A 21,452-nucleotide genomic window follows, 5' to 3' on the forward strand; every position below is an offset into this window, starting at 1 on the left:
TGGTCACCATCGGGGTAGGCGGGCGTGGGCCGGGTTCGTCGAGCGGCGCGGCGGGCGACGGCCGGGCACCCGCCCGACCACCTCCGGCTGTTCCGCGCTGCGCTCGGTCCGGTCCATGGCGGCGCGCAGCGTCGCCGGCATGCGGGCCAGCCGTGGCGCGGAGAACACCCGTGCCGCCGGGGACCCGCACCGGGGGCAGCTCGTCGACGGGCCCGCGGTGCCGACCGGCAGCGTGACGTCGAAGTTGCCGTCCTGCTGGCAGCGGTACTCGAAGGTGGCCATCGCCGCTTCCGTCCAGTCGCGCGTGCGGTTCCTGTCTCTCCGATTGTGGCTGATTACTCAGATAGGCGGCGGAAAACGACGAATGAGGCAGAGGTTGGGCCTCGCGACGGACCACCGCGCCGACCGAGTCGTGGGACACGTTGGCGATCATCGATGTATTGGCGCATCGTCGACGTATGGCTGCCGTCTCGTCGTCCTCGCTGTTCCGCCGCCTGCGGCCGGGTCTGCCGGCCGCCGTCGTGCTGTCCACCGCACTGCTCGGCACCGCCCTGATCGCCGCGCCGTCGGCCGGCGCCGGCACCGCGTACCCCGTTGCCGCGCCGGCGCCCGGCGGCGCCGCGGCGCCCCTCGCGGACCCGACCGGGACTGTGACGCCCACGTCGACGCCCAGGACGCCCGACCCGCCCAGCACCACGCCGTTCCCGCCGAGCCCGCCCACGAACCTGACCGCCACCCAGGTGCGGACCACGTCGGTCACCCTGACCTGGACGGCGGCCACGCGCGGCTGCTGCCCCGTCGTCGGGTACGACATCACCTACTACCAGGCGTTCAACGACGTGATCTACAGCCTCAGTCTCGGCGACGTCACCACCGTGACGATCACCAACTACATCCAGCCGGGCCAGCAGTACTCGTTCCGGGTGTCGGCCCGCGACGGCGACGGCCGCCGCTCGGCCGCCACCGACGAACTGAAGGTGGTCACCCCGGTGACGGACACCGGCCCGGACACCACCCCGCCGAGCGCGCCGCAGAACCTCACCGTCAGCGAGGTGCCCGGCTCCGCCGCCACGCTGTCCTGGGAGCCGTCGACGGACAACGTCGGCGTGCTCGGGTACAACGTCTACCGGTTCGACGGCTGGTTCACCTCGACGCTCGTCGCCACCGTGCCGGGGACCACGTACACCGGGCCGCTGCCCCCGTCGACGCCGCTGCGCACCCTGTACTACGTGCGGGCCCGGGACGCCGCCGGCAACGTGTCGATCGCCTCCAACACGGTCACCGCACCCACGACGTCCACTCCGCCGCCACCGCCGCCCTCAACCTGCCGGGTGACCTACCGGAACCAGTCCGAGTGGGCCGGCGGCTTCGTGGCCACGGTGACGGTCCAGAACACCGGGACGGCGCCGGTCGACGGCTGGATCGTCACGTTCGGATTCCCCGGCGACCAGCAGGTCACCAACGCCTGGAACGCCACGGTCGGGCAGACCGGCGCCACGGTGACCGCCCGCAACGTCGACTGGAACCGCGTCATCGCGCCGAACGGATCCGCGACCTTCGGCTTCCAGGGCCGGTGGGGCGCCAGCGACGCGCCGCCGACCGCGTTCTCGCTCAACGGCGCTGCCTGCACTGTCGGCTGAGAGGGAATCCCGTGAGCACACCCCACCACCGCCGCCGGACCCTGGCCGGGGCCGTCACGGCCGTCGTCCTCGCCCTCACCACCACGATCGGGGGTACGCCGGCGCCCGTGGCCGCCGCGAACACGCTCAGCATGCGGGGCGCGGACGTGTCGTCGTTGCAGCGCAGCCTGGACCTGGGGGCGAAGTACTACGACGCCGGCGGGGTCGCCCGTGACCCGCTGGACATCCTCAGGTCCGCCGGCGTCAACTACGTCCGGCTGCGCGTCTGGAACAACCCGGCCAGCGGCTACAACAACAAGAGCAAGGTACTGGCCCAGGCACGCGTCGCGAAGGCCAAGGGCCTCAAGGTGCTCGTCGACTTCCACTACTCCGACACCTGGGCCGACCCCGGCAAGCAGTACAAGCCGGCCGCCTGGGCCGGTCACAGCCTGAGCCAGTTGCGCAACGACGTGTACGCCTTCACGTACGACGTCTGCGCCGCCCTGCGGGGGCAGGGCACCCTGCCGGACAGCGTGCAGATCGGTAACGAGATCAACGTCGGCATGCTGTGGAACGAGGGGAAGGTCGTCAACAACGACTTCGCCCCGCTGGCCGGCCTGCTGAAACAGGGCTACAACGCGGTCAAGGCCTGTGGTGGCGGCATCCCGGTGATGATCCACACCGCGAACGCCGACAGCAACGCCAACGCCAGGTGGTTCTACGACGGCATCCGCGCCCAGGGCGTGCAGTGGGACATCACCGCCCTGTCGTACTACTGCATGTGGCACGGCAGCCTGGCCAACCTCTACAACAACATCGTCGACCTGCGGAACCGCTACGGGAAGCCGGTGGTGATCGTGGAGACCGCGTACCCCTTCACCCGGGACGACGCGGACGGCCAGCCGAACGTCATCGGCGACGCCACCTGTGACGGCATCAGCGCGACGTGGGCCGGGCAGGCCCAGCAGTTCGACTGGGTCCAGAACACCGCCCGCAACGCCGGCGCGATCGGGGTCTTCTACTGGGAACCCACCTGGTATGCCGTCAGCGGCAACGGCTGGGACCCGGCGAACATCAACGGCACCGGGAACGGGTGGGACAACATGGCCGTCTTCGACTGGTTCGGGCGGGTGAACCCGGGGGTGCGCTGGACGCCCTGACCGGCCGCGGGACGCACCCCCTGGTCGACCGCCCCGCTATCGCCTGAGGAGACGGCCGATCGAGTCGCGGCGCCCCCAGGCGATGAACACGAACAGCACGAACAGCACCACCGGTGTGAGGACCAGCGCGCCGCCGTCCAGGATGAACGCCTGGGTGACGGCGGCGCCGATCATGAGCAGCGCCAGCCCGACGGCGGCCAGCCCGGCGAGCCGCGGCACCAGCAGCCCGATGCCCCCGGCCAGCTCCACCAGGCCGACGAAGTAGCGGAACCACGGCGCGGCGCCCATGTCCTCGAAGGACTGCACAGCGTTCGCCTCGCCGAACAGCTTGGGGCCGGCCGAGGCGACTATGAAGAAGACGCCGAGGAAGCCCTGGAGCACCCACAGCGTGCGGTGCAGCCCACGGGCGACGGGCGGGGGAGTGGTGTCGACAACGCTCATGGCTCTCGTCCTCCTGACGGTCGGCCGGTTCGCGCATCCGATCGGATGCACCAGCTCAGACCGGCCGGGGCAGGCGAACTCATCGCTGATCCGGCGCACGGCTACCAGGCCTTGCCGCGGATCGGGGGCACGTCGAGATCGCGCTCGCCGCCCCGGTGCTCGGCGAGCAGCCGACGGCGGACCGAACGCCAGGCGACGCGTTCCTGGCGGCGTCCGAGCCTGCGGTGCGCCTGGAAGGTGCAGAGCCGGCAGCCGCAGAGGTTGGGAGCCTGCGTCGACACCTCGCGGTAGCAACGGGTGCGGATCCACTCGGGCGAGGCGAGGAACTCGGCCAGGTCGCAGGCGCCCCGGTGGTGTCGGTGGATGTCGGTACGGGCCATGTGACGACCGCCCTCCGGCCGCCCGCGCACCATGCGCGGGACTAACGCCTCTCTGGCATGCCGATCACCTCCCATTGCCGGTGGACGCCCTCATTCTGCTGATCATGGACCGGGCCACGCATCCGATTTCAGGGGCCAGCCAATGGGCCGATCAGCGGTCGACAGGGCCTTCCCCGGCCACTACCCGGGGACGGCCGGGTTCAGCTCGGCGTCCTCCTGCAGATAGACGAGGGAGGTGGGGGAGACCACCTCCCACGGCTCGTCGACAGCTACCTCACCGTCGGGCCGGTCGTTGGCGTCCGCGATGAGGTCGTCGACCATCGGATATCTGGTCGGCTCGCCGCGCCACGGCTTCGGCCCCCAGGAGGGGACCTTGCCGGTCTGCAGGTAGCGGACGGCGGAGCGTTCGAAGCCCTCCCGTACCGGCACGACCACCCGCGCGGCGCCCGCTTGCAGGAACGCCTCGTACAACGGGTCGGTGCTGGTGCGCGCGGTGAGTTCGGCCCAGCGGTGCCGGCCGGCCCACTGGTACGGGTAGAACAGGTACGTCATGAGCGACCAGTCGAAGACGTCGGAGAAGAACGCTATGGCGTCGGCCTCGGCCCACGACTCGTCGAGGTCGATCCGGGGCGCCTCGTCCGGCGGGGTGTCCAGGGCGCCGAACTGGTCGAAGTCCTGCCCGGTGAGGATGGTCTGGCAGCCGCGGGTCAGTTCCCGGACCTCGACCGCCCGGTTGACCTCCGGCGGCGCGCTCGCGGCGTAGCCCTGCCGCACCTGCGCCACCGACACGGCGGTGTCGTAGGCGGACTGCAGGGACAGGAACGCCTGCTGGATGAGGTCGAACGTGGACTGCTGCCACGCCTTGAACGCCTCAGGGGTCCGGTAGGCGATCACCCGCACCGCGATCGCCTGCCCGTTCACCTGCTGTGATCCGATCGCCACCGGCAGATGTCCGGTCAGCTGCTGCTCCAGCTCGACGGTGTGGGACTCCGCGGCGTCCCCGGCCACGATCGAGATCCGCCGGCCGCCGACGGCGACGTTGACCGGAGCCTGCTTGAACGTCGACGCGGGCACGTCGTCCGGATCCGGCTTGTCGCCGACTGCCAGTTGCCCGCCGTACACCACCGACACCGTCACTCGGCCGGCCGCGTACCCGTCGGGGATGGTGACCTGCGACGTGGTGACCCCGTTGGCGAGCATCGCCGGCGGGGCCGTCTCGGGGTCGTAATGGACGGGCTCCGTCGTCATCGACGGGGCGAAGGTGAACGTCGCCGGCACGGTCACGACCTTGTCCGGGGGCCGTTGCAGCCCGGTGGCGTCGTAGCGCCGGCCGAGCGTGACGAAGGTGTTCTCGGTGACGTCCTCGGGACCGAAGTCCAGCGCGCGCGGAGCCACCGGCTCGTTCGCCGACGCGGCCGCCCCGGCGAGGTGGACGTGCTGCGCGGCCGGCTCCGGCACCACGAACTCCAGCAGCAGCCGCTCGCCGTAGTTGTAGACCTGCGCACGGTCGACCTTGTTCAGCCACCGGTAGACGCCACGGACGTGGTCCGTGCCCTCCCGGTTGTCGAAGTCGTGCTTGTTGGTCTCGGTGACCTGGGTCCGGCTGGTGGTGACGGTCCGCGTGGACGCCTGGCTGCGCATGCTCTCGGTGGCCCGGTCGGTGACGTCCTTGCCGTACGTGGAGGAGGAGCTGTTGCTCTGGGTGGTGCTCGTGGAGTTGCTGGCGTTCACGTCGACCCCGACGCTGACCGGGCCGAACCCGCCGGACACGCTCACCCCCGCCGAGAGGCTGGTGGTGGCCGTGTTCGTCGTGCTCGCGGCCTCCTGGAGCGCGAACCGCTCGGCGGTGGTCAGCTCCCGGCTGGTCTCGCTGGACAGGTCGGTCGTCTCGACGACCTTCTGACCCGTGGTCGTGTCGACGACTGTGGTCCGGCCGCGCACCTCGGACCGCAGCACATTCTCGATGTAGGCGATCTCGCCGAGGTCGTAGCGCAGGTGCTCGGTCCGCACCACCATCAGGTCACCGCGGCCGAGCACGCGGGCCCGTGCCTCGAACACCGGCAACGCGGGAGGGGGAAGCGGCACCGGCACCGGGTTCGGCGTGGGTGTCGGCGTCGGCGTGGGCGTCGAGGCGATCCTCTCGCCGGGACCGTCCGCCCGGGCGGACGGCGGCAGGGCCGGCAACCGGAGGGTCTGACCGCGTACGAGGTCCCGTACCCGGTAACCGTCGTCGAGCGGCAGCGCCGCCAGGCGAAGCACCGTGGCGCCGCGGAGCAGGGCGGTGGCCCGGGTGGTGGCCGGGGAACCGGTCGCGCCGAGCCACCGGTTCAGCACGACCACGCTTGTCGCCCGCCGGGCCACGTCGGCAAGCGCCTCGCGGTGCGGGCCGTCGTCCGGTGCGGGCCGCAGGTCACCCAGGCTGAGCGTCTCGTCCACGGCGGCGCGGCGCCGTACCTCACGCAGCCGCTGGGCCGCTACCGCGAGCGGTGACGGCAGGTCAGCGAGCAGCCCGCGCGCCAGCTCCGTTGCGGTCTCGCGGTCGCGCTCGCGGATCGCCTGCGCGGCCACTGGCAGCAGCGCGTCGGTGTAGTCGAACGCGCGCAGCAGAACCTCCACAGACGGCGGAGGCAGTACGGGCTCGGCCGGTGCGGGCCGGCGCACCGCGACGAAGCGGAACAGGGCCTGTGGCGTGGTGTCGGTCATCGCCAACTCCCGTCTGTCAGTAGCGGGGGCATGAGCTCGGGATCCATTCCGTACGCCCGCATGGCGGCGTTCAGGCAGCCGGCGAAGCCGTTGTAGACGGCGATGCTCTCGTCGCCGTTCGGCTCCCCGAACAGGTCGCCGAGCGCTCGCCGGACGCCGGCGTCGCGGAACAGGTTCGCCACCGGTTCCAGGTAGTACGGCGAGAAGCCGAAGAACCCGTTCATGGCGCGAGTGATGTCGCGATGCGAGTCGTAGTCGAGCCGGAAGGTGCGCGGCTCGACGAGGTCGCGCCGGTTCAGCCCGGCGAGCGGGGCCGGCGACGGCGGCGGCGCGCCGAACAGCGCGGCGGCGCGCGCCCGGTTGGGCACCCACCGGTTTCCCCGCGCCGGCTGCAGGCCGCGCCGGGCGTCCGGGTGGTAGCCGGAGAACGCGGCGAAGAAGTCCTCGGCGGCGTGCCCCTCGGGGGTCAGCACCCGCAGGTTGTGCGGGTCGCACAGGCCGCACATGTGGCGGAGCAGGTCGGCGTCCACGACCTGGTCCAGCCGCCGGAAGAGGCGCTCCAACTGGTACACCATGCGCTGCACCCGCCGGTGCTCGACCTCGAACGCCTGGACCGCGATCGCGGGGCAGCCGTGCCGGTACAGGGCGACCGCCACCAGCTCGGCATTGCTCAGCGTGGTGACGGGATGGTCCGGATTCCCGATCACCGGCCGGGCCGTGTCGGCCGCGTCCGGGTGCTGCTGGACCAGCCCCTCGAACCGCGTCTCGCTGGAGGTGAGGAGGCCCGGCTCGTCCAGCCGGCCCGCGAGTTCCCAGCGGGCGTCCCGGGCGGCCCGCCCACCCGACCCGTGGGAGACGAGGAAACCCGTCGGCGGGCTCGCGCCGGGCGCCACGAGCATCGACCGGTACGCGGGCGAGCGGCCCTCGACCAGCAACTGCGCCACCTGCAGGTCGCTCATCGTCAGCACGCCCATGCCGCGGAACGGGCGTGGCGTCGGATCGTGCGGCAGCCGCAGCGCGGTGAGCAGCGCCGGCCCGTTGAGGTCGAGCGGGATCGCGGTGTCGGGAAGCCGGTGCGCCAGCTCGGCGTACGCCAGGTTCTGGAACAGCCGGGTACGCCCGGTCTCCCAGTCCGGGTAGCCCCAGCGCTCGCTGCCGGCGTGCGGCCCCCGGGTGATCCGCTTGCGTTGCGGGAAGTCCACCGGCAGCAGCCCCGGCATGTCCGCGAAGACGTCGACGGTCACCGGGTCGCGCCCCCACTGGCCCCAGGCGAGCCACTGCGCGACCGCCGGCTGGTCGTAGCGCAGCGACCGCAGCAGCCGCGTACGGGCGTCGAAGTACCGCCGGCCGGACTGCTCGGTCGCGAGGATGAAGTAGTCCGGGCCGACGATGCGTTCCAGGGCCTCCCGGGCGGCGGGGTCGCCGAGCAGGAACTCCCGGAACGTCAGGTACCGGCCCGGGTCGGCGCGCCTGGCCCGCTCGAACGGCTCGTACAGGAAGCGGTGGAAGTCGACGAGCGCGTCGTGACCGTTGCGGGTGAACACCGCACCGACCTGGTCGAGGCTGTGCGCGAGGACCGGGTGCATCAGCGCCTCGCTGAGATCCCGGTGCAGCCCGCGCCGGACGACAGTGGCGAGCTCGTCGACTCTCACGGTGCGACCTCCCGGGCGACCGCCTCCGTCGCCGCCGCCAGCCCGGCCGGTTCGACGGCCGCGAACGCGGCAGCGAGGCGGCGCGCCGGGGAGTCGCCGGCGGTGACCAGGTGGGCGACCTTGCGCGCGACGACTTCGAGCACCTCGGGCAGGAGTACGCCGCCACAGGTCAGCGCGAGGTCGAGGCGGGTCATGTCGCGGCCGAGGAGGTCCTTGCCGTCGTACAGGTACCGCAGGATCGTGGCGTAGTCGTTCAGGTCCGCCACCACCTGCGCGGGTGGCCAGGGAAGCAGCCCGATCGCCGTGACGGTGAGGTCGGCGATCTCGGTGGGTGTCACCGCGCGCGGTGGCAGCGATCCCGCGCGCAGCGTCGCGCCGTGGTCCACGATCGCGACCGGAACCGCGGCGAGGTCCGCCACCTCCTGCTCGCGGAAGTCGACCACCTCGCCGATCTGTGCCGCACCCTCCGGGCCCAAGAACAGCCCGGCCCGTACCGAGACCCCCGGTGTGCGGATCACGCTCAGCCGGAACCGCCTCCCGGTGCGGCCCGCCAGCCAGGGCCGGTCCACCGGCTCGCCGCCGTCCAGGTAGGTCACCGAGTAGGCGAACCTGTCGTCCGGGCTCTGCGGATCTACCCGGATGTGGACCGGCACCGCCGGGTTCGGCGGCAGCGCGCCCCGGACGCCGGCGACGTACGGGGCGACCTCGGCGGCCAGCGCGGCGATCGGGTCGCCGCGGGCCCGGTTCAGGTCGAGTGCCGCCTCCGGGGTGAGGAACAGCAGGTCGACGCCGTCCGGCCGGGTGATCTCCTCGATCCGCGGGCCGGCCGTCCACTCGCCGGCGGACAACTCCGCCTCGGGCGCCCCGCTGCGCCGTCTCGGCGCGCCCGGCGGCGGGAGCGCCTCGACGTTCTGGAAACGCTCGATCTGGAGATCCAGCGTCTGCTGGCTGGTCACCACAGCCGGCGACCGGGCGCGGGTCGTGTCGTCTCGGCGGCGGGCGGCGTCCATCACGAACCACCCCCAGAACGGCGAGGACGCCAGCGCGGCCACGCCACCCGAGGTGAGGTCGAGCGACAGCGGGTCGAACCCGGTGTCGACGACCGGGAACAGCTCCGCCGGCACGATCCGGACCCCCGGCGCCGCCGAGATCCGCAGCGACGGGGCGATCCAGTGGACCCGCTTGACGCCCGCGTACCCCTCCGGCGAACCGTCGGCCAGCAGTTGCGGATCGACCCCGTCGCGCATGGTCAGGGCGCCCTGCGACGGTCGCGCGTCGTAGCTGATCTGCGGCGGCACCGCGTGGCGGACGCTGATCCCGGGCGGTGGCGCCACGCCCGCGGAAAACAGCTCGATACGGGTGGCGGTGGCGTGTTCGACCCGCACCTCGACCCGCAGCGGCACCGCCAGGTCGCGGTCACTGACCTGCGCGACGACGGTCTCGGCGCCCGGACCGGAGCGCAGCCGCGCGAGCGCCCGGGCCGGCACGGCGTCGAGGGCCGCGGCGAACCACGAGGGAAGGTACGTGAGGGTGAGCCGCTCGTCGGCGAATGTGGTCGCTTCCCGGCGTACGTGCAGCACGTTGCCGAGGAAGTCGACCATGACGCATGTCGGGAGCAGGGGATTGCCCCGCCAGAACTCGAACCACTCGGAGCCCCAGTAGTCGGGGTCCTCCACTGTCAGGCGGGCGTCGTCGAGCACCTCGGCGAGGTCGTCCGCGGCCCGGGTGAGGATCTCCAGCTGGTTCACCACAGCGGATCACCTCCGCCAGAAGCGTACGGATGCGCGCCGGATGTCGCTGTCAGGTGCGTGCCAGTCGGCCGTCGGCAGTCGGAGGCGGCGAGGTGATCGCAGTCGGAGATGACGCCGCGGGTCTGACCCGCACCTGTAACGGGCCTACGAGGACGTCGGCGGCGGTGAAATGGTGGGTATTCGTGCTTGTTGGCCAGAGGTGCGAGTGATTCGCCCCATCGCGACACGACTGAGATCCTCGCGACTCGCGAGGTTGGTCAGGGCAGTAGGGTCACCTTCATGGAAGCGTTCGAGTCCATGGTGGCGCTTGCCCTCGAGGACGAACAACTGGTGGTGTCCGGGGCGATTAAGTTCCCGGTGTCTCGTCAGACGCCCAGCGGTCTGCAAACTCACGGCTATGAGGTCGACCTTGTGGGTGCGCGGTCAGATCGCCTTGTCCTCGCTTCCGTGAAGTCGGCGTTCGGCTCTCGTGGAGTCGTCGCCGACCATGTTCTCGGGTCGACCGACAATATTCGGGCCCGCAAGTTATACGCGCTGCTCAACGACCTCGTGGTGCGAGAAGCGGTGATCCTCGCCGCCGCCAAAAGTTACGGGTACAGCCCATCCCAGGTATACCTCCGATTTTATGTTGGCCGCTTTGCTGGGCCTACTCGGGGTATCGACGAAGAGCGGATCCGGGGCTGGTGCGCAAACCAGGTGGTGGGGGGTGGACTGATTGAAGTTTATGGCGTGCGGGATGTAGTTGACAGGGTCGTGAGACTCGCTGCGAACAAGCAGTACCGCGATCACGCGGTTTTGGCGACCCTGAAGGCACTGTCGGCTGCCGGAAAGCTCAACCTAAAACTGCCCGAAGGTTCCACCGACGATCCTGCAGGCCGCCAAGCTCCATACAGCATCCCGCCTGAATGACAGGCTACGTAGCGGTGCCGCGCCGCACCCAAGGTGGCGAGGAAACGAAGACCGCGTAGAAGTCCGGGCAACCTCTTGGCCGCGAGCCGCGCAAACGATACAGTTCCTTCCGCGAACACGCTGAACACATGCAGCGACGTTAGTCGCCATGCGGTGTGGCGAGCTAGGGTGACAAAAAGGACTAAGATGAGCGCGAGCGGCACCCGCACTTGCTCTTGGTGCGGTGAACAAGGTCACGACAAGCGGTCGTGCGGAGTCTCGCCCAACGCTGGGCGTTGCAGCGTGTGTTACTACCACGGGCACGATAAGCGCAACTGCCCGCGCAAGTGACCTCAGACCCTGCGAGGGGTCGTCGCGGCATCAAGTCGTACTAGGAGTTTCCGACTTGTCTAGTAAGCCCGACACTAGCTCGTGAGCCAGTGCGGCAAGAAGTGACGGCACGGACGCGAGAAGGCAGGTCGGGCGGCAGCGCGGCAAGACTCATCGCCACCTCAACGATCAGCCATGTGGTGCCATCCAAGTCAATGTGGCTGACCGCGATCCGACAACAGCGGTCAGGTTTACGCGCGCGCCGCTAACAGGCGTACCCGAAGGGTTGGCGGGCAGCATGATCCCAGTGAGGCGACGGGTCATCTTATTGAGCCCGTTTCATCCTTTTCCTCTGCCAGCTCAAGTGACCTTTATGAGATTCCGTCGCCGTCTGCGTGGTGCGAGCGCGGGGTGCTCAGAGGACCGTGTCGGAGTAGACCTCGACGTCGTAGAGCAGTTGCACGTGGTGCCATGCTGGACCATCCCTGGGCACCGGGGCTGGTCGGGCGTCCGATGCTCGGACCGAAACGTCCTGGCCCGTACCGAGTTCCTGCAGTCGGCGCTGGTGCGCGGCGGCTGTAGCGGACTTCCGCTCGCGGTGGCCACGCGAATGGTGGCCAACTACGTCATCGGCGCCGCGCTCACCGAAGCCACCTGGCATCGGTTCGCGGACCCCGAAGCGAGAGCCGCGGCCCGCGCCCATGTCGCCGCGAACGCCGGCGCCTATCCGACTCTCGACGCCTCCGGCCATCTCGACGGCGCCCGATGGGACGACGACGTGCTCTTCGAGGAGGGCCTCAACGGCATTCTCCTGGCGGCGGCACGGGCAGGCGGCACTGTCTCAAAACTTGTGTTGCGAAACCCTACCGAGTTTTGAGAACCCGGTAGATAGTGGCGCGCGAGACGCCGTATCGATCGGCCAGCTCGTCGACGCCGAGCCGGCCGGTCTCCCGCAGGCGGCGTACCTCCTGCGCGTCCGCGGCCGTCAACGCCGCCGGCCGGCCGCCGGCCCGGCGGGGCGTACCCGGCTCGGGAACGCCGCCCGCGGCCGGGTCCTCCGCCGCGAGCAGCGTGCGGACGCCGTCGAGGATCAGCCGCCGCAGCCGGGCAGGTGGCACGTCCCGGAACAACACCACGGGATCGGCGAGCCCGGCGACCACCTGAGCCGCGCGTACGCGCTGGGCGAGCGCCGGCCGGGGGCCGCTGACGAGCGTGTTGGCCAGGGCGATCGCGGCCCGGAAGCGGTCGGCGACCGGCGCCTGCACGAGCAGCGTCATGTCGCGGACCAGCATGAGCAGCGTGTCCCGGTGGCGCAGGTGCACGTCGAGGAACGCCTCGATCGCACGCCAGCGCACCGTCTCCGGGTCGCCGGCGGCCTCCGCCTCGTTCAGCGCCTGCTCCAGTTCGTCGAGCACCGGGCCGGTCAGCTCGTGGAGCACGTCCTCTTTGGCGGCGAAATGGTAGTAGAGCGCGGCCTTCGTGATGCCGACCCGGTCGGCGATCTCCTGCATGGAGGTGGCCCGGTATCCGCGTTCGGCGAACAGGGCCGCCGCGACCGCCAGGATCCGCTGCCTCGTCACGCCGCTCCCTACCATCGGTAAGTAAAGTTGCTATCATTCTGACCGTGGGTCAGGTTACTGCTGTCGACGTGTCCTTCGCGAGCAACGGTGGCCGGCGAGCCGGCCGCCTGTACCGGCCGGAGGGATCGCATCCGGCGCCCTGCGTCGTGATGTGCGCCGGCTTCGGCAGCACCGCGGACCGGCTGTCCGGCTGGGCCGAGGTGTTCGCCGCCGCCGGGCTCGCGGCAATGGTGTTCGACTACGGCAGCTTCGGGCGGAGCGACGGCGATCCGCGGCAGGTCGTCGACATCGACGGCCAGCTCGCCGATGTGCGCGCGGCGGTGGCCTGTGCCCGGGCCGGCGGTGCGGTCGACGCCGACCGGGTCGTCCTGTGGGGCAACTCCCTCGGCGGAGCCCACGCGATCACCGTGGCGGCCGACGACCCGCGGATCGCCGCAGTGGTGGCGCAGATCCCGTTCAACGGGTTCCCGCGCCGCGTCGAGGGCCGGTCGACGGCGCAGAGCCTGCGGCTCACGGCGGCCATCCTGCGGGACGCGCTACGGGGCAGGCTCGGCCTGGCGCCGCACTACATCCCACTCGTCGGTGAACCGGGCGAGATCGCGATCACCAACGCGGCGGAGGCCAAGGAGCACATCAGCACGCTGGCCGGCGGGGACTCGCTGTGGCGCAACCAGGTGGCACCCCGCGCGACCCTGCGGATGATGCGTTACCGTCCGGCGGACGCGGCGGCGCGGCTGACCGTGCCGCTGCTGGTCTGCCTCGCCGCCGACGACGCGGAGACGCCGCAGGAGCTGAGCAGCCAGCTCGCCGATCGCGCCCCGCGCGGGCGGCTCAAGGTTTATCCGGGTACGCACTTCTCCTTCTACACCGACCCGCGGACGCGGCAGGCAGTCGCGTCGGACCAGATCGCCTTCATCCGGGAGGCGCTCGCCCTCCCGTAGAGGTCGTCGACGGAGCTGGATCCCCCGTCCGACGTCGCGGCCGGCCGGACGCCGTCAGGAGCCGACGACACGACCGGTCAGGCCCGGGACGGCGCGGTCAGGCCCAGGCGCGTTCGAGGGCCAGCGCCAGCCGCCTCGTCCACTCCTCGGCGGTGCCCTCGACGCCCGGGTACTCGTCGACGAAGTTCTCCCAGTCGATGCCCCACGTCAGCACGGTCTCGGCGGTGAGGGCGTCGGCCTCGGCGCCCAGCTCCGGTCGCATCAGCCGGCGGACGAGGTCCCGGTCCACGCTCGTGGTCTCGGCCAGCAGGACCGCGTCGTAGAGGTCCTTGCCCTGCGGGTACGCGTCGGTGGCCAGCCACATCAGCTTCCAGGCCAGCGCCAGCTCGGCGGGCGCGCCCAGCACCGGTCGGGCGACGCCCGGAAGCGTCACCGTCTCCGGCGGGAGCGGGAGCTGCTCGCCGAAGACGACGTCGATCTGTACGTGGCCGTCCGGCGCGCCGTCCACGCGGAACGGGACGACGAGGCGGCGACCGTCGGCTCGCTCGTACGTCCAGATGGCCGCCTCGCTGATCCGGTCCGGTCGCAGGCCGGCGCCGGGCGCGTACCGGATCGCGGCCTTGACGTCGTCGAGCAGCGCGCGGGCGTCGGCGCTGTCGCTGGTGACCGTGTGCGGCACGACGACGAAGTCGACATCGCCCGGCTCGCGGGCGGCGGCGCCGACCTGGGCGGCCATGAGGACGCTGCCCCGGAGCACGAGGTGGCGGCTCACGGGCGTCGCAGCGATCGCCGCCAGCACGTGTGCGAGCGCGGCGCGCCGGCCGGCGGTCCACCGCTCGCCGGTGGCGGGCACGAGGAAGTCGGGCTCACCGGCCCGGTACGCGTGCGGATAGTGCTTGAGGGCGGGATCGAACGCCGCCCGCTGGCGGACGGGCGCGCCGGCCGGCAGGGGCCGGTAGGTCGGCGGGAAGTCCCGGGAGCCCGCCGGGGCGGATCTCATGGTGTTCTCCCGCTCCACCGCCCACCGGTCGATCCGGCCTTGCGGCACGTCCAACCAGCCGTAGTCGCAGACCGGGCTGCTGTCGAACACCACGTACTCCTGCTCCACCGCCGCGACCTCGAAGCCGGCGGCGGAGACGGCGGCGACGAGGTCGGCCAGGCGCCGCTCGGCCGTGGTGAGCCCGACGCCGCGGCAGCGCTGGGTCACGAACCGCTCCTGCACACCGTCGGCCCGTTCCCGGCGTGCGTTGCGGGACAGCCGTGCCCCGTGCGGCTCGACCAGGTCGGTGAGCGCCAGGAGCTGCGCCACCGTCGGCGCGGGCAGCAGCAGTTTGACGTGATGCTCAAAGTACCGGCCGTCCGGCTCGGCCGCTGCCTGCTCGTCCGACCGGGGCACGCCGGCACACCAGGGCGCCGCTTCGATCTTCGTGCGGCTCACGTGGACACCGGCCGCCCGCAACTCGTCGTGCCAGCGCTGTGCCGTGGCCTCCTGCTGGGCGAGCGTGCCGCGCCCGGTGACGGTGAGCATCGGCTGGGAGGCGTACGCGCCGCGGTCGAGGACGATGTGGACGAACTTGAGCCCGTGCCGTGCGGCGAAGGCGGACAGCGCCTCCGTCGCGTGTGGCTGGGCCGTCACATGGATCTCGAAATCCCCCGACACCTCAGGCATCAGCGGAGCCTACGACACATCGTCCAGCCCGGGCCGCGGCTTTACGGCCGTACCGCCGGGCTGCGGTGTCGCCGGGCGCGAGGGTGCGTGTACCCCTGCCGCCGCCCGTCCGGCCGTACCATCTCCCGGTGAAGCTCCGCCGTCGGCTGGTCGCCGTGTCACTCCTCCTGGCGGTGGAGGCGATGGCGTTCGCGCTGCTCGTCACAGAGTCCGTGACGGGTGCGATCGTCGCCGCCGGCCTCACCTGCCTGTCGTTGTGGCTGCACCTCGTCCTGCACGAGTGCGGACACCTCGTCGTGGCGAAGCTGCTGGGTCTGCCGGTCATCGCGGTCCGTATCGCGCCCTTCAACGGTTGGCGCAACGAGGTGTCGGTCCGGCCTTCGCCGACGATGACGGCGTTACCGCTGCGGATGGTGCTGTTCTACCTCGGTGGCCCGCTGACCAACCTGTGCGCCGCGGCGGCACTCGTCGTCGCGTCGGCGTCCACCGGTACGGCCTTGACGCGGTCGACGTTGCTCGGCGCCGCGTTCGTCGGGGCGCTGCTCGGCGTGGCCAACCTCGTTCCCGAGCGTTCGACCCGCAGCGACGGCCACAACCTGCTCCGCTGGCTCCGGGCTGCGGCAGCCGCCCGTGACGGGCTGCGAGCGGGCTACTACCAGGAGGAGGTGGTTAGGGCACTGCGGGCGGTTGCCCGAGCGGGTGGTGACGTCCACCGGGTCGGGATTCAGGCTCGCCCCGGCAGCGATCCGCTCCTGGCCCTCGCTGCCTACCAGCAGAGGCTGAGCACTGCGCACATGCAGCCGGCGGAACTGGTCGAGGAGGCCGAGCGGCTCGCGGCGCTGGCTCGCGCGGGCAGCACCGATCCGGCGGCGGCCGCCGCCATCGGGCAGATGCTGAGCGTCCAGTTCGGGTTGTGGTACCTGTACGCCGCGGTGGTGACCGGTTCGCCGGTGGCACGCCGGGAGGTGCGGGAGATCTCGGAACTCGCCGGGATCGCCGCCCGGACACAGCCGCGCGTGTTTTCCACCCGGATCGCGATGAGCCTGGCTCATCTGCTCAACCAGCGGCCCGAGGATGCGCGATCGCTGCTTCTCGACGTTCGCCCCGGCACCGAACCGGCCGACCTCTGCGCCGTCGCGCTCCTTCTGCGGGCGGCCGCCGAGTCGTACCTCGGCAACCACGCCGACGCGGACCACCTTCTCCGCGCGGCCCGCGGCGACTACCCGCAACTGGCGCAGCTCGTGGGCGCGATAGGCCACGAGCGGATGACCGGGGAGGGCCGGAATTCGCTTGAGCGGCGCCGCGACGTGAGTCAGAGTCGTTCCATGATCTCCAACCGGAAGGGCGGCGACGCCCCGGCGCGATGAGCGCCCCCGCGCGGCGCGACGGCGCCGCGAAGACCCCGCAGACCGTTCGCAGCGGTGACCCGCACAACCTGTGGCAGCAGGCCGTCCGGATCCGCCAGGAATGGCTCGACCACGCCCTGTCCACGCAGCCGGCCGACAGGCCGGCCGCCGAGCGGTGCCTGACCGCCGTCTACGCGAGGGCGTCGCGGCCGAGGCCCCGGTTCGAATGGGTCGATTCGCCGGAGAAGGCGATGCCGCTGGTCAGCGGCTGGCCGAACCTCGACCACCTTTACGAGCGCATCCGGGCGGCACGGCCGCCCCGCACACCCCTGCTGGCGAGCGACATCGCCATGATCGTCTCCCAGCTCCGGGGCGCGCTGGGGGCGGGCGTCGCGCACACCGATCCCGAGCTGTCACCCGCGCGTACGGGCAAGGCCAAGGTGCCGTGGCCCGAGCTGGCGCCGCTGCGGGCGCTGGACAGCGGCGTACCGCTCGCGGTCGTGCTGCACCAGGGAGTACGGACGGCGCTGCACCGGAGCCTCGCGCACGGGTTCTACCTGCCGGTGCGTGGGGCGCTGGCGAGCGACGGCCCGGTGCCCGTGTGCTGGTACGGGCAGCAGGACGCATCGTGGATCGCCTACTACGACGTGCTACGCCGGCTCGGCCTCGCCGGGTACGGGCCGGGCGAGGCCGAGCACCTCGACACCTGGGCCGGCCTGGCCCGCTCCTGCGGCTGGTGGTGGCCGGGGGAGGACGTCTGCGTCGTCGTGGAACGACCCGAAGCGGTCCGAACCGAACCGGTGCCCGGTACGGCGCACGATCAGATCCGGCTGCGACCGGGCGGGTTGCGCTACCGCGACGGCTGGCAACCACTGACGTGACATCGACAGCCGGGACTCACGTCCGGCGCGTCCCTATCCGAGCGGGCCGGTCACCGCGGTCACCGTGCCGCCGGGCAGGAAGCCGGACCGGCCGTGCCCGCCGTGCGCGACCGGGCCGGGCAGCGAGACCGCTGCCGCCGCGTACATCCGGGCCGGTCCGGCGGGGGTGCCACCCTGCCAGGCCAGGTAGCCGGAGACGGTGGCGGGTTCGCCGGGGAAGCGGCGGGCCAGCTCCGTGACGTACCGGGAGACCGGCTCCGCGCGCGGGTCGAACCGGAGCGCGAGCATCTGCCCGGTGGCGGGGCGCAGCACCCCGGCGGTGAGCAGCCAGGGGGCCAGGTAGGTGCCGAGCGTCGCGCCCGGCCCGCGCGCGGCGTCGCGCAGCGCCGCCTCCGCCGCGGCCCAGCCGGTGACCACGAGCGTCGGATGCCGTCCGGTCCCCGGGGGTACGACCCGCAGCCCGGCGCGCCGCGCGGCCGCGGTGACGGCGGCGACCGCCGCGACGGAGCGGGCCGAGGTGTCGCCGACGACGCTGACGGCGCCCTCGGCCCGGGGCGCGAGGAAGGCCACTGTGGCGTCGAGGTCTTCGCGGTCGCCGGGGGAGAGGGCGTCCGCCGGGCAGCGCGACAGCGGCTGCGAGCCGCCCCGGAGCAGTGCGCCGAGGGCTGCGCTGACGCACTCCGGCCCGTCCGGGCCGCGCAGGTCGGGACCGGCGCCGCCGGCCGCTCCGGCGTCCAGCCGGACGACGGCGTCGCGTCCCCCGTACGCGACGTGCAGCCGGCTCGGGCCGGGCGGAAGGTGCACGAGGGACCAGCCGTTCGTGGCGCCGGGCAGCCGGGTCACGGGGGAGAGCCGGTCCGGCCGCAGTCCGACCGAGACGCCCTCGGCGCCGACGTGCACGAGGTTCCAGCCGGGTCGCTGCGGCACCACCATCAGCGGGATGCCCCGGTCGCCGTTGTCCAGCGCGACGAGCAGGGGCGCGCCGGGACGGCCGGGTGATGCGGGCAGCACCACGGCGGTCGCGGTGACGGCGAGGATGACGACAGCCGGCAGCACGACCGCCTGCCCGGGCAGCAACGTCCGGTCCGGCTGCCGTCGGCGTCGCAGGCCGGCGCCCAGGCCCACGGCCCCGGCCACGGCGACCGCGAGGCAGACCCAGCGCGCCGGGCCGGCCCATCCGGGGCCTTCCGGGCCGAGGGCGCCCTGGCCGGCGCCGAGCCGCACCGCGCCGGCCGCCGCCTCGGCGGTGACGGCGGCGAGCATCACGGGCGCGGCCCGGTGGGCGACGCGCCGCCGGGCCGGCTGCGCGCCGAGCACTGTGGCGACGCCGCCCAGCAGCACCGCGGCGGCGACCCCGTGTCCGGCGGCGGCCACCGCCTCCGCGACCCTCGCCGTGGGCAGCGCCAGCAGGCCGGCCCCGGCGCACACGAGCAGGGCCAGGGGTACGCCGACCGCGCGCCGCCCCGCGTACGGCAGCAGGGCGAGGCAGGCCGCCGCGAGCGCGAGCGTCCCGGCGGCGGGCGCGTCACCGCCCAGGCCGAGGGTGAGCAGGTGCGCGACGGCGGCGGTCACCGTTGCGGCGGTCAGGTGGCGTGGTGCCGGAGCGCCGAGCGGTCGCAGCAGCACCAGTCCGGCCGTGGTGGCCGTCGCGGCGAAGGCGAGCAGCGCGGCGAACCCGGTGGCGGCCGGCGCGACGCCGCCGCCGTCCGCGGCGTGGGCCGGCCCCGCCGCGAGCAGCATGGCCGCCACTCCGGCGAGGGCCGCGCCGGCAAGCCGTCCGGCCGCGCGGGGCACGCCCCGCCGACAGTCGGCGGTACGTGATGTCGGGGTGCGGTCGGGCACTCGTGGCTCCTCGGCTGTCACACGGATCGATCGGCCGGGGCGGCCACCCGGGGGTACGTGTTCGCGGCGTACCAGTCGCCGCGGCCCTGCGGCAGCAGGTCGAGCACGTTCCACACCGGAGAGAGCAGGTCGATGCCGCGCTCGGCGCCGTCGACGAAGTTGGCCGGCTGGCTGTAGAAGTGCCGGATGCCGTCGCCGGCACGGATCAGCACGCTGACCATCGGGCGCTGGTCGCCGTTCGGGTGCTCGGCGCGCAGGTCGGCGTTGAAGCCGGTGCCGTGGCTGGAGAGCAGCCGCAGGCCGTCCCAGCCGCGCCGGGCGCCCCAGGCGCGCAGCTTCGCCGCCGGGGCCTTGCCGACCACCACGAACGCGGCGTGCTGCTGGATGTGGTGCGCGACGCCGTGGAACCCGTCCACCCACAGCGAGCACATCGGGCAGGCGGCGTCGGCCTCCGGGTGGAACATCAGGTGGTAGACGACGAGCGTGTGGTGCGCGCCGAAGAGCGCGGAGAGCCGGACGGGACGCAGCGGGCCGGGCGCGGTCAGGTCGGCCGGTCCCTCGGTGAGCGCGACGTCTGCCACCGGCGCGCCGGGCGGCAGTTCCCGCCGGGCGGCGGCGACCCGCTCGACCTCGTCACGCAGGCGGCGTTCCGCCTCGGCCAGGCGCAGCCGCGCCGCCACGTACCCGGCGTCGGCGCCGTCCGGCCACATCGGCAGCGGCGGCGGTCCGGTCCCGTCGTCGGTCATTCTCCGTCCTTCCTCGACCCGCACCAACGCCGGTCATTCGCTATAGAATATAGAAGTGAATTACGGGTAGGTGTCGACAAAGGGGGCATGCGTGACGGAGACGACCGCGCCAACATGGCTGCCGCAGCACGACCCGCTCGCCACTGCCGACCCCGACGCCGACATCCACGAGTGGCTCGCCGGGTGGCGCCGCCGGGCCGGGATGCGCGTGGACGTGGTGCCCCTGGCCGGCCTGCGCGGCTGGCACCAGGACGCCGACACCGGAGTCCTGGCCCACGGCAGCGGCCGGTTCTTCCGGGTGGAGGGGCTTTCCGTCGAGGTGCCGGGCGCGGCCGTGCCCCGCTGGGACCAGCCGGTGCTGCACCAGCCGGAAGTGGGCATCCTCGGTCTGCTCGCCCGCCGCGACGGCGACACGCTGCGGGTGCTGGTGCAGGCCAAGGCGGAGCCCGGCAACCAGGACGGCCACCAGATCGCGCCCACCGTCCAGGCCACCCGGAGCAACTGGACCGGTGTGCACGGCGGCCGCCCGGTGCCGTTCCTGCACCACTTCCGCGACCCGGACCCGCGTCGGGTGCTCGTGGACGTCCGCCAGTCCGAGCACGGGTCCTGGTTCCTGCGCAAACGCAACCGCAACATGGTGGTCCTCACCGACGAGGACATCGTGCCGCCGCCCGGGTTCCGCTGGCTCAGCCTCGCCCAGCTGCACCGGCTCCTCCGCCACGACGACCTGGTCAACATGGACACCCGTACCGTGCTCTCGTGCCTGCCGGCGGAGCTGACGGCCCGGGCGGCGGGCCCGGCGCAGGACGCCTTCACGGCCGCGCTGCGCCGCTCCTGCCGGCCCGGTACGGGCAGCCGGCACCGCACCGGCGAGCTGCTGCACTGGATCACCGACGTCCGCAGCCGCACCGAGGTGGGCGCCGACCGGACGGCGCTGCGCGGACGCGCGGCGTGGCATCTCGGCGAGGTCTCCCTGCGTCACGACAGCGGGCTGTTCTTCGAGGTCATCGGCGTGGACGTGGACGCCGAGGGGCGCGAGGTGGCGAGCTGGTCGCAGCCGATGCTGCGGCCCTGCGGCCAGGGGGTGGTGGCGTTCCTGGCCACCCGCCTCGACGGTGTGCTGCACGTGCTGGCGCACGCCCGGGTCGAAGCGGGCTTCGTCGACGTCGTGGAGCTGGCGCCGACGGTCCAGTGCACGCCCGCCACGCTCGACTACCTGCCCGCCGCGGCGCGTCCGCCCTTCCTGGACCAGGTGCTCGGCGCGCCGCCGGAGCGGGTCCGGTTCCGCGCGGTCCTCTCCGAGGAGGGCGGACGGCTCTACCGTGCCCGCAGCAGCTATCTCGTGGTGGAGACCGACGACGCCGACCTGGAGAGCGACCAGTACCGCTGGGTGACCCTGCACCAGGTCTCGGAGTTGCTGCGGCACAGCAACTACGTGAACGTCTCGGCGCGCAGCCTGGTCGCCTGCCTGCGCGGGCTGCTCGACGCCGGCTGAGCGGGCGGACCGGGCCGCTCCCGGTCCG

18 protein-coding genes are annotated in these 21,452 nt (G+C 72.5%); 8 read left to right on the forward strand and 10 right to left on the reverse strand.

Translation table 11 applies throughout. The annotated features are described in order from the left end of the window. Positions 1-3 precede the first annotated feature (3 nt). Positions 4-282, reverse strand: coding sequence for an FmdB family zinc ribbon protein (locus AMK25_RS06780; RefSeq protein WP_073827273.1), 279 nt, complete (start codon positions 280-282; stop codon positions 4-6). A 176-nt stretch (positions 283-458) separates the two neighbouring features. Between AMK25_RS06780 and AMK25_RS06785 the strand changes: the two genes are divergently transcribed. Both AMK25_RS06785 and AMK25_RS06790 read left to right on the forward strand, forming a co-directional pair. Further along, positions 459-1,640: a cellulose binding domain-containing protein gene (locus AMK25_RS06785; protein WP_073827274.1), complete on the forward strand. Its 1,182-nt coding sequence runs from the start codon at positions 459-461 to the stop codon at positions 1,638-1,640. 11 nt (positions 1,641-1,651) lie between these two features. Next, positions 1,652-2,779, forward strand: coding sequence for a glycoside hydrolase family 53 protein (locus AMK25_RS06790; RefSeq protein ID WP_073827275.1), 1,128 nt, complete (start codon positions 1,652-1,654; stop codon positions 2,777-2,779). Positions 2,780-2,815: 36 nt separating this feature from the next. Here the strand turns inward: AMK25_RS06790 and AMK25_RS06795 are convergent, their stop codons facing one another. From AMK25_RS06795 to AMK25_RS06815, 5 genes are all read right to left on the reverse strand, one after another. Then, positions 2,816-3,220, reverse strand: a complete 405-nt coding sequence (locus AMK25_RS06795; protein ID WP_073827276.1) for a DoxX family protein — start codon at positions 3,218-3,220, stop codon at positions 2,816-2,818. 101 nt (positions 3,221-3,321) lie between these two features. Then, a complete protein-coding gene (locus tag AMK25_RS06800) occupies positions 3,322-3,600 on the reverse strand; it encodes a hypothetical protein (RefSeq protein WP_073827277.1) in 279 nt (92 codons plus the stop codon). Between the two features lie 180 nt (positions 3,601-3,780). Further along, positions 3,781-6,303 (reverse strand): hypothetical protein, encoded by a 2,523-nt coding sequence (locus AMK25_RS06805; protein ID WP_073827278.1) that lies wholly within the window; start codon positions 6,301-6,303, stop codon positions 3,781-3,783. Beyond that, positions 6,300-7,955, reverse strand: coding sequence for a hypothetical protein (locus tag AMK25_RS06810; protein ID WP_073827279.1), 1,656 nt, complete (start codon positions 7,953-7,955; stop codon positions 6,300-6,302). Before AMK25_RS06810 ends, AMK25_RS06805 begins: the two co-directional genes overlap by 4 nt. Beyond that, positions 7,952-9,706: a hypothetical protein gene (locus tag AMK25_RS06815; protein ID WP_073827280.1), complete on the reverse strand. Its 1,755-nt coding sequence runs from the start codon at positions 9,704-9,706 to the stop codon at positions 7,952-7,954. Before AMK25_RS06815 ends, AMK25_RS06810 begins: the two co-directional genes overlap by 4 nt. A gap of 279 nt (positions 9,707-9,985) precedes the next feature. Here AMK25_RS06815 and AMK25_RS31850 point away from each other — a divergent pair, with 279 nt between their 5' ends. After that, positions 9,986-10,615: a hypothetical protein gene (locus tag AMK25_RS31850; protein WP_143194704.1), complete on the forward strand. Its 630-nt coding sequence runs from the start codon at positions 9,986-9,988 to the stop codon at positions 10,613-10,615. 919 nt (positions 10,616-11,534) lie between these two features. Then, a complete protein-coding gene (locus tag AMK25_RS06820; protein ID WP_241826269.1) occupies positions 11,535-11,801 on the forward strand; it encodes a hypothetical protein in 267 nt (88 codons plus the stop codon). On the opposite strand, the gene AMK25_RS06825 is transcribed toward AMK25_RS06820, so the two are convergent. Next, entirely contained in the window at positions 11,788-12,504 is a 717-nt protein-coding gene (locus AMK25_RS06825; RefSeq protein WP_158070662.1) for a TetR family transcriptional regulator, read from the reverse strand. The two genes, AMK25_RS06820 and AMK25_RS06825, sit on opposite strands and share 14 nt — an antisense overlap. Before the next feature lie 44 nt (positions 12,505-12,548). On the opposite strand from AMK25_RS06825, the gene AMK25_RS06830 reads away from it, so the two are divergent. Next, positions 12,549-13,445, forward strand: coding sequence for an alpha/beta hydrolase (locus tag AMK25_RS06830; protein WP_073827282.1), 897 nt, complete (start codon positions 12,549-12,551; stop codon positions 13,443-13,445). A gap of 97 nt (positions 13,446-13,542) precedes the next feature. On the opposite strand, the gene AMK25_RS06835 is transcribed toward AMK25_RS06830, so the two are convergent. Further along, positions 13,543-15,114 (reverse strand): nucleotidyl transferase AbiEii/AbiGii toxin family protein, encoded by a 1,572-nt coding sequence (locus tag AMK25_RS06835; RefSeq protein WP_073827283.1) that lies wholly within the window; start codon positions 15,112-15,114, stop codon positions 13,543-13,545. Between the two features lie 128 nt (positions 15,115-15,242). Here AMK25_RS06835 and AMK25_RS06840 point away from each other — a divergent pair, with 128 nt between their 5' ends. Together AMK25_RS06840 and AMK25_RS06845 are read left to right on the forward strand one after the other, a co-directional pair. Further along, complete coding sequence (locus AMK25_RS06840; protein ID WP_241826270.1) at positions 15,243-16,481, forward strand: hypothetical protein; 1,239 nt, start codon at positions 15,243-15,245, stop codon at positions 16,479-16,481. Further along, positions 16,478-17,341, forward strand: coding sequence for a DUF6745 domain-containing protein (locus AMK25_RS06845; RefSeq protein ID WP_073827284.1), 864 nt, complete (start codon positions 16,478-16,480; stop codon positions 17,339-17,341). Before AMK25_RS06840 ends, AMK25_RS06845 begins: the two co-directional genes overlap by 4 nt. A gap of 33 nt (positions 17,342-17,374) precedes the next feature. Here the strand turns inward: AMK25_RS06845 and AMK25_RS06850 are convergent, their stop codons facing one another. Beyond that, positions 17,375-19,183, reverse strand: a complete 1,809-nt coding sequence (locus AMK25_RS06850) for a hypothetical protein (RefSeq protein ID WP_143194705.1) — start codon at positions 19,181-19,183, stop codon at positions 17,375-17,377. 17 nt (positions 19,184-19,200) lie between these two features. Continuing rightward, positions 19,201-19,929, reverse strand: coding sequence for a DUF899 family protein (locus AMK25_RS06855; protein ID WP_073827286.1), 729 nt, complete (start codon positions 19,927-19,929; stop codon positions 19,201-19,203). A gap of 91 nt (positions 19,930-20,020) precedes the next feature. On the opposite strand from AMK25_RS06855, the gene AMK25_RS06860 reads away from it, so the two are divergent. Further along, positions 20,021-21,424, forward strand: coding sequence for an NDP-hexose 2,3-dehydratase family protein (locus AMK25_RS06860; protein WP_073827287.1), 1,404 nt, complete (start codon positions 20,021-20,023; stop codon positions 21,422-21,424). The last annotated feature ends 28 nt before the right edge of the window (positions 21,425-21,452 follow it).

This window comes from Micromonospora sp. TSRI0369, assembly GCF_001905625.1.
GTDB lineage: Bacteria > Actinomycetota > Actinomycetes > Mycobacteriales > Micromonosporaceae > Micromonospora > Micromonospora echinospora_A.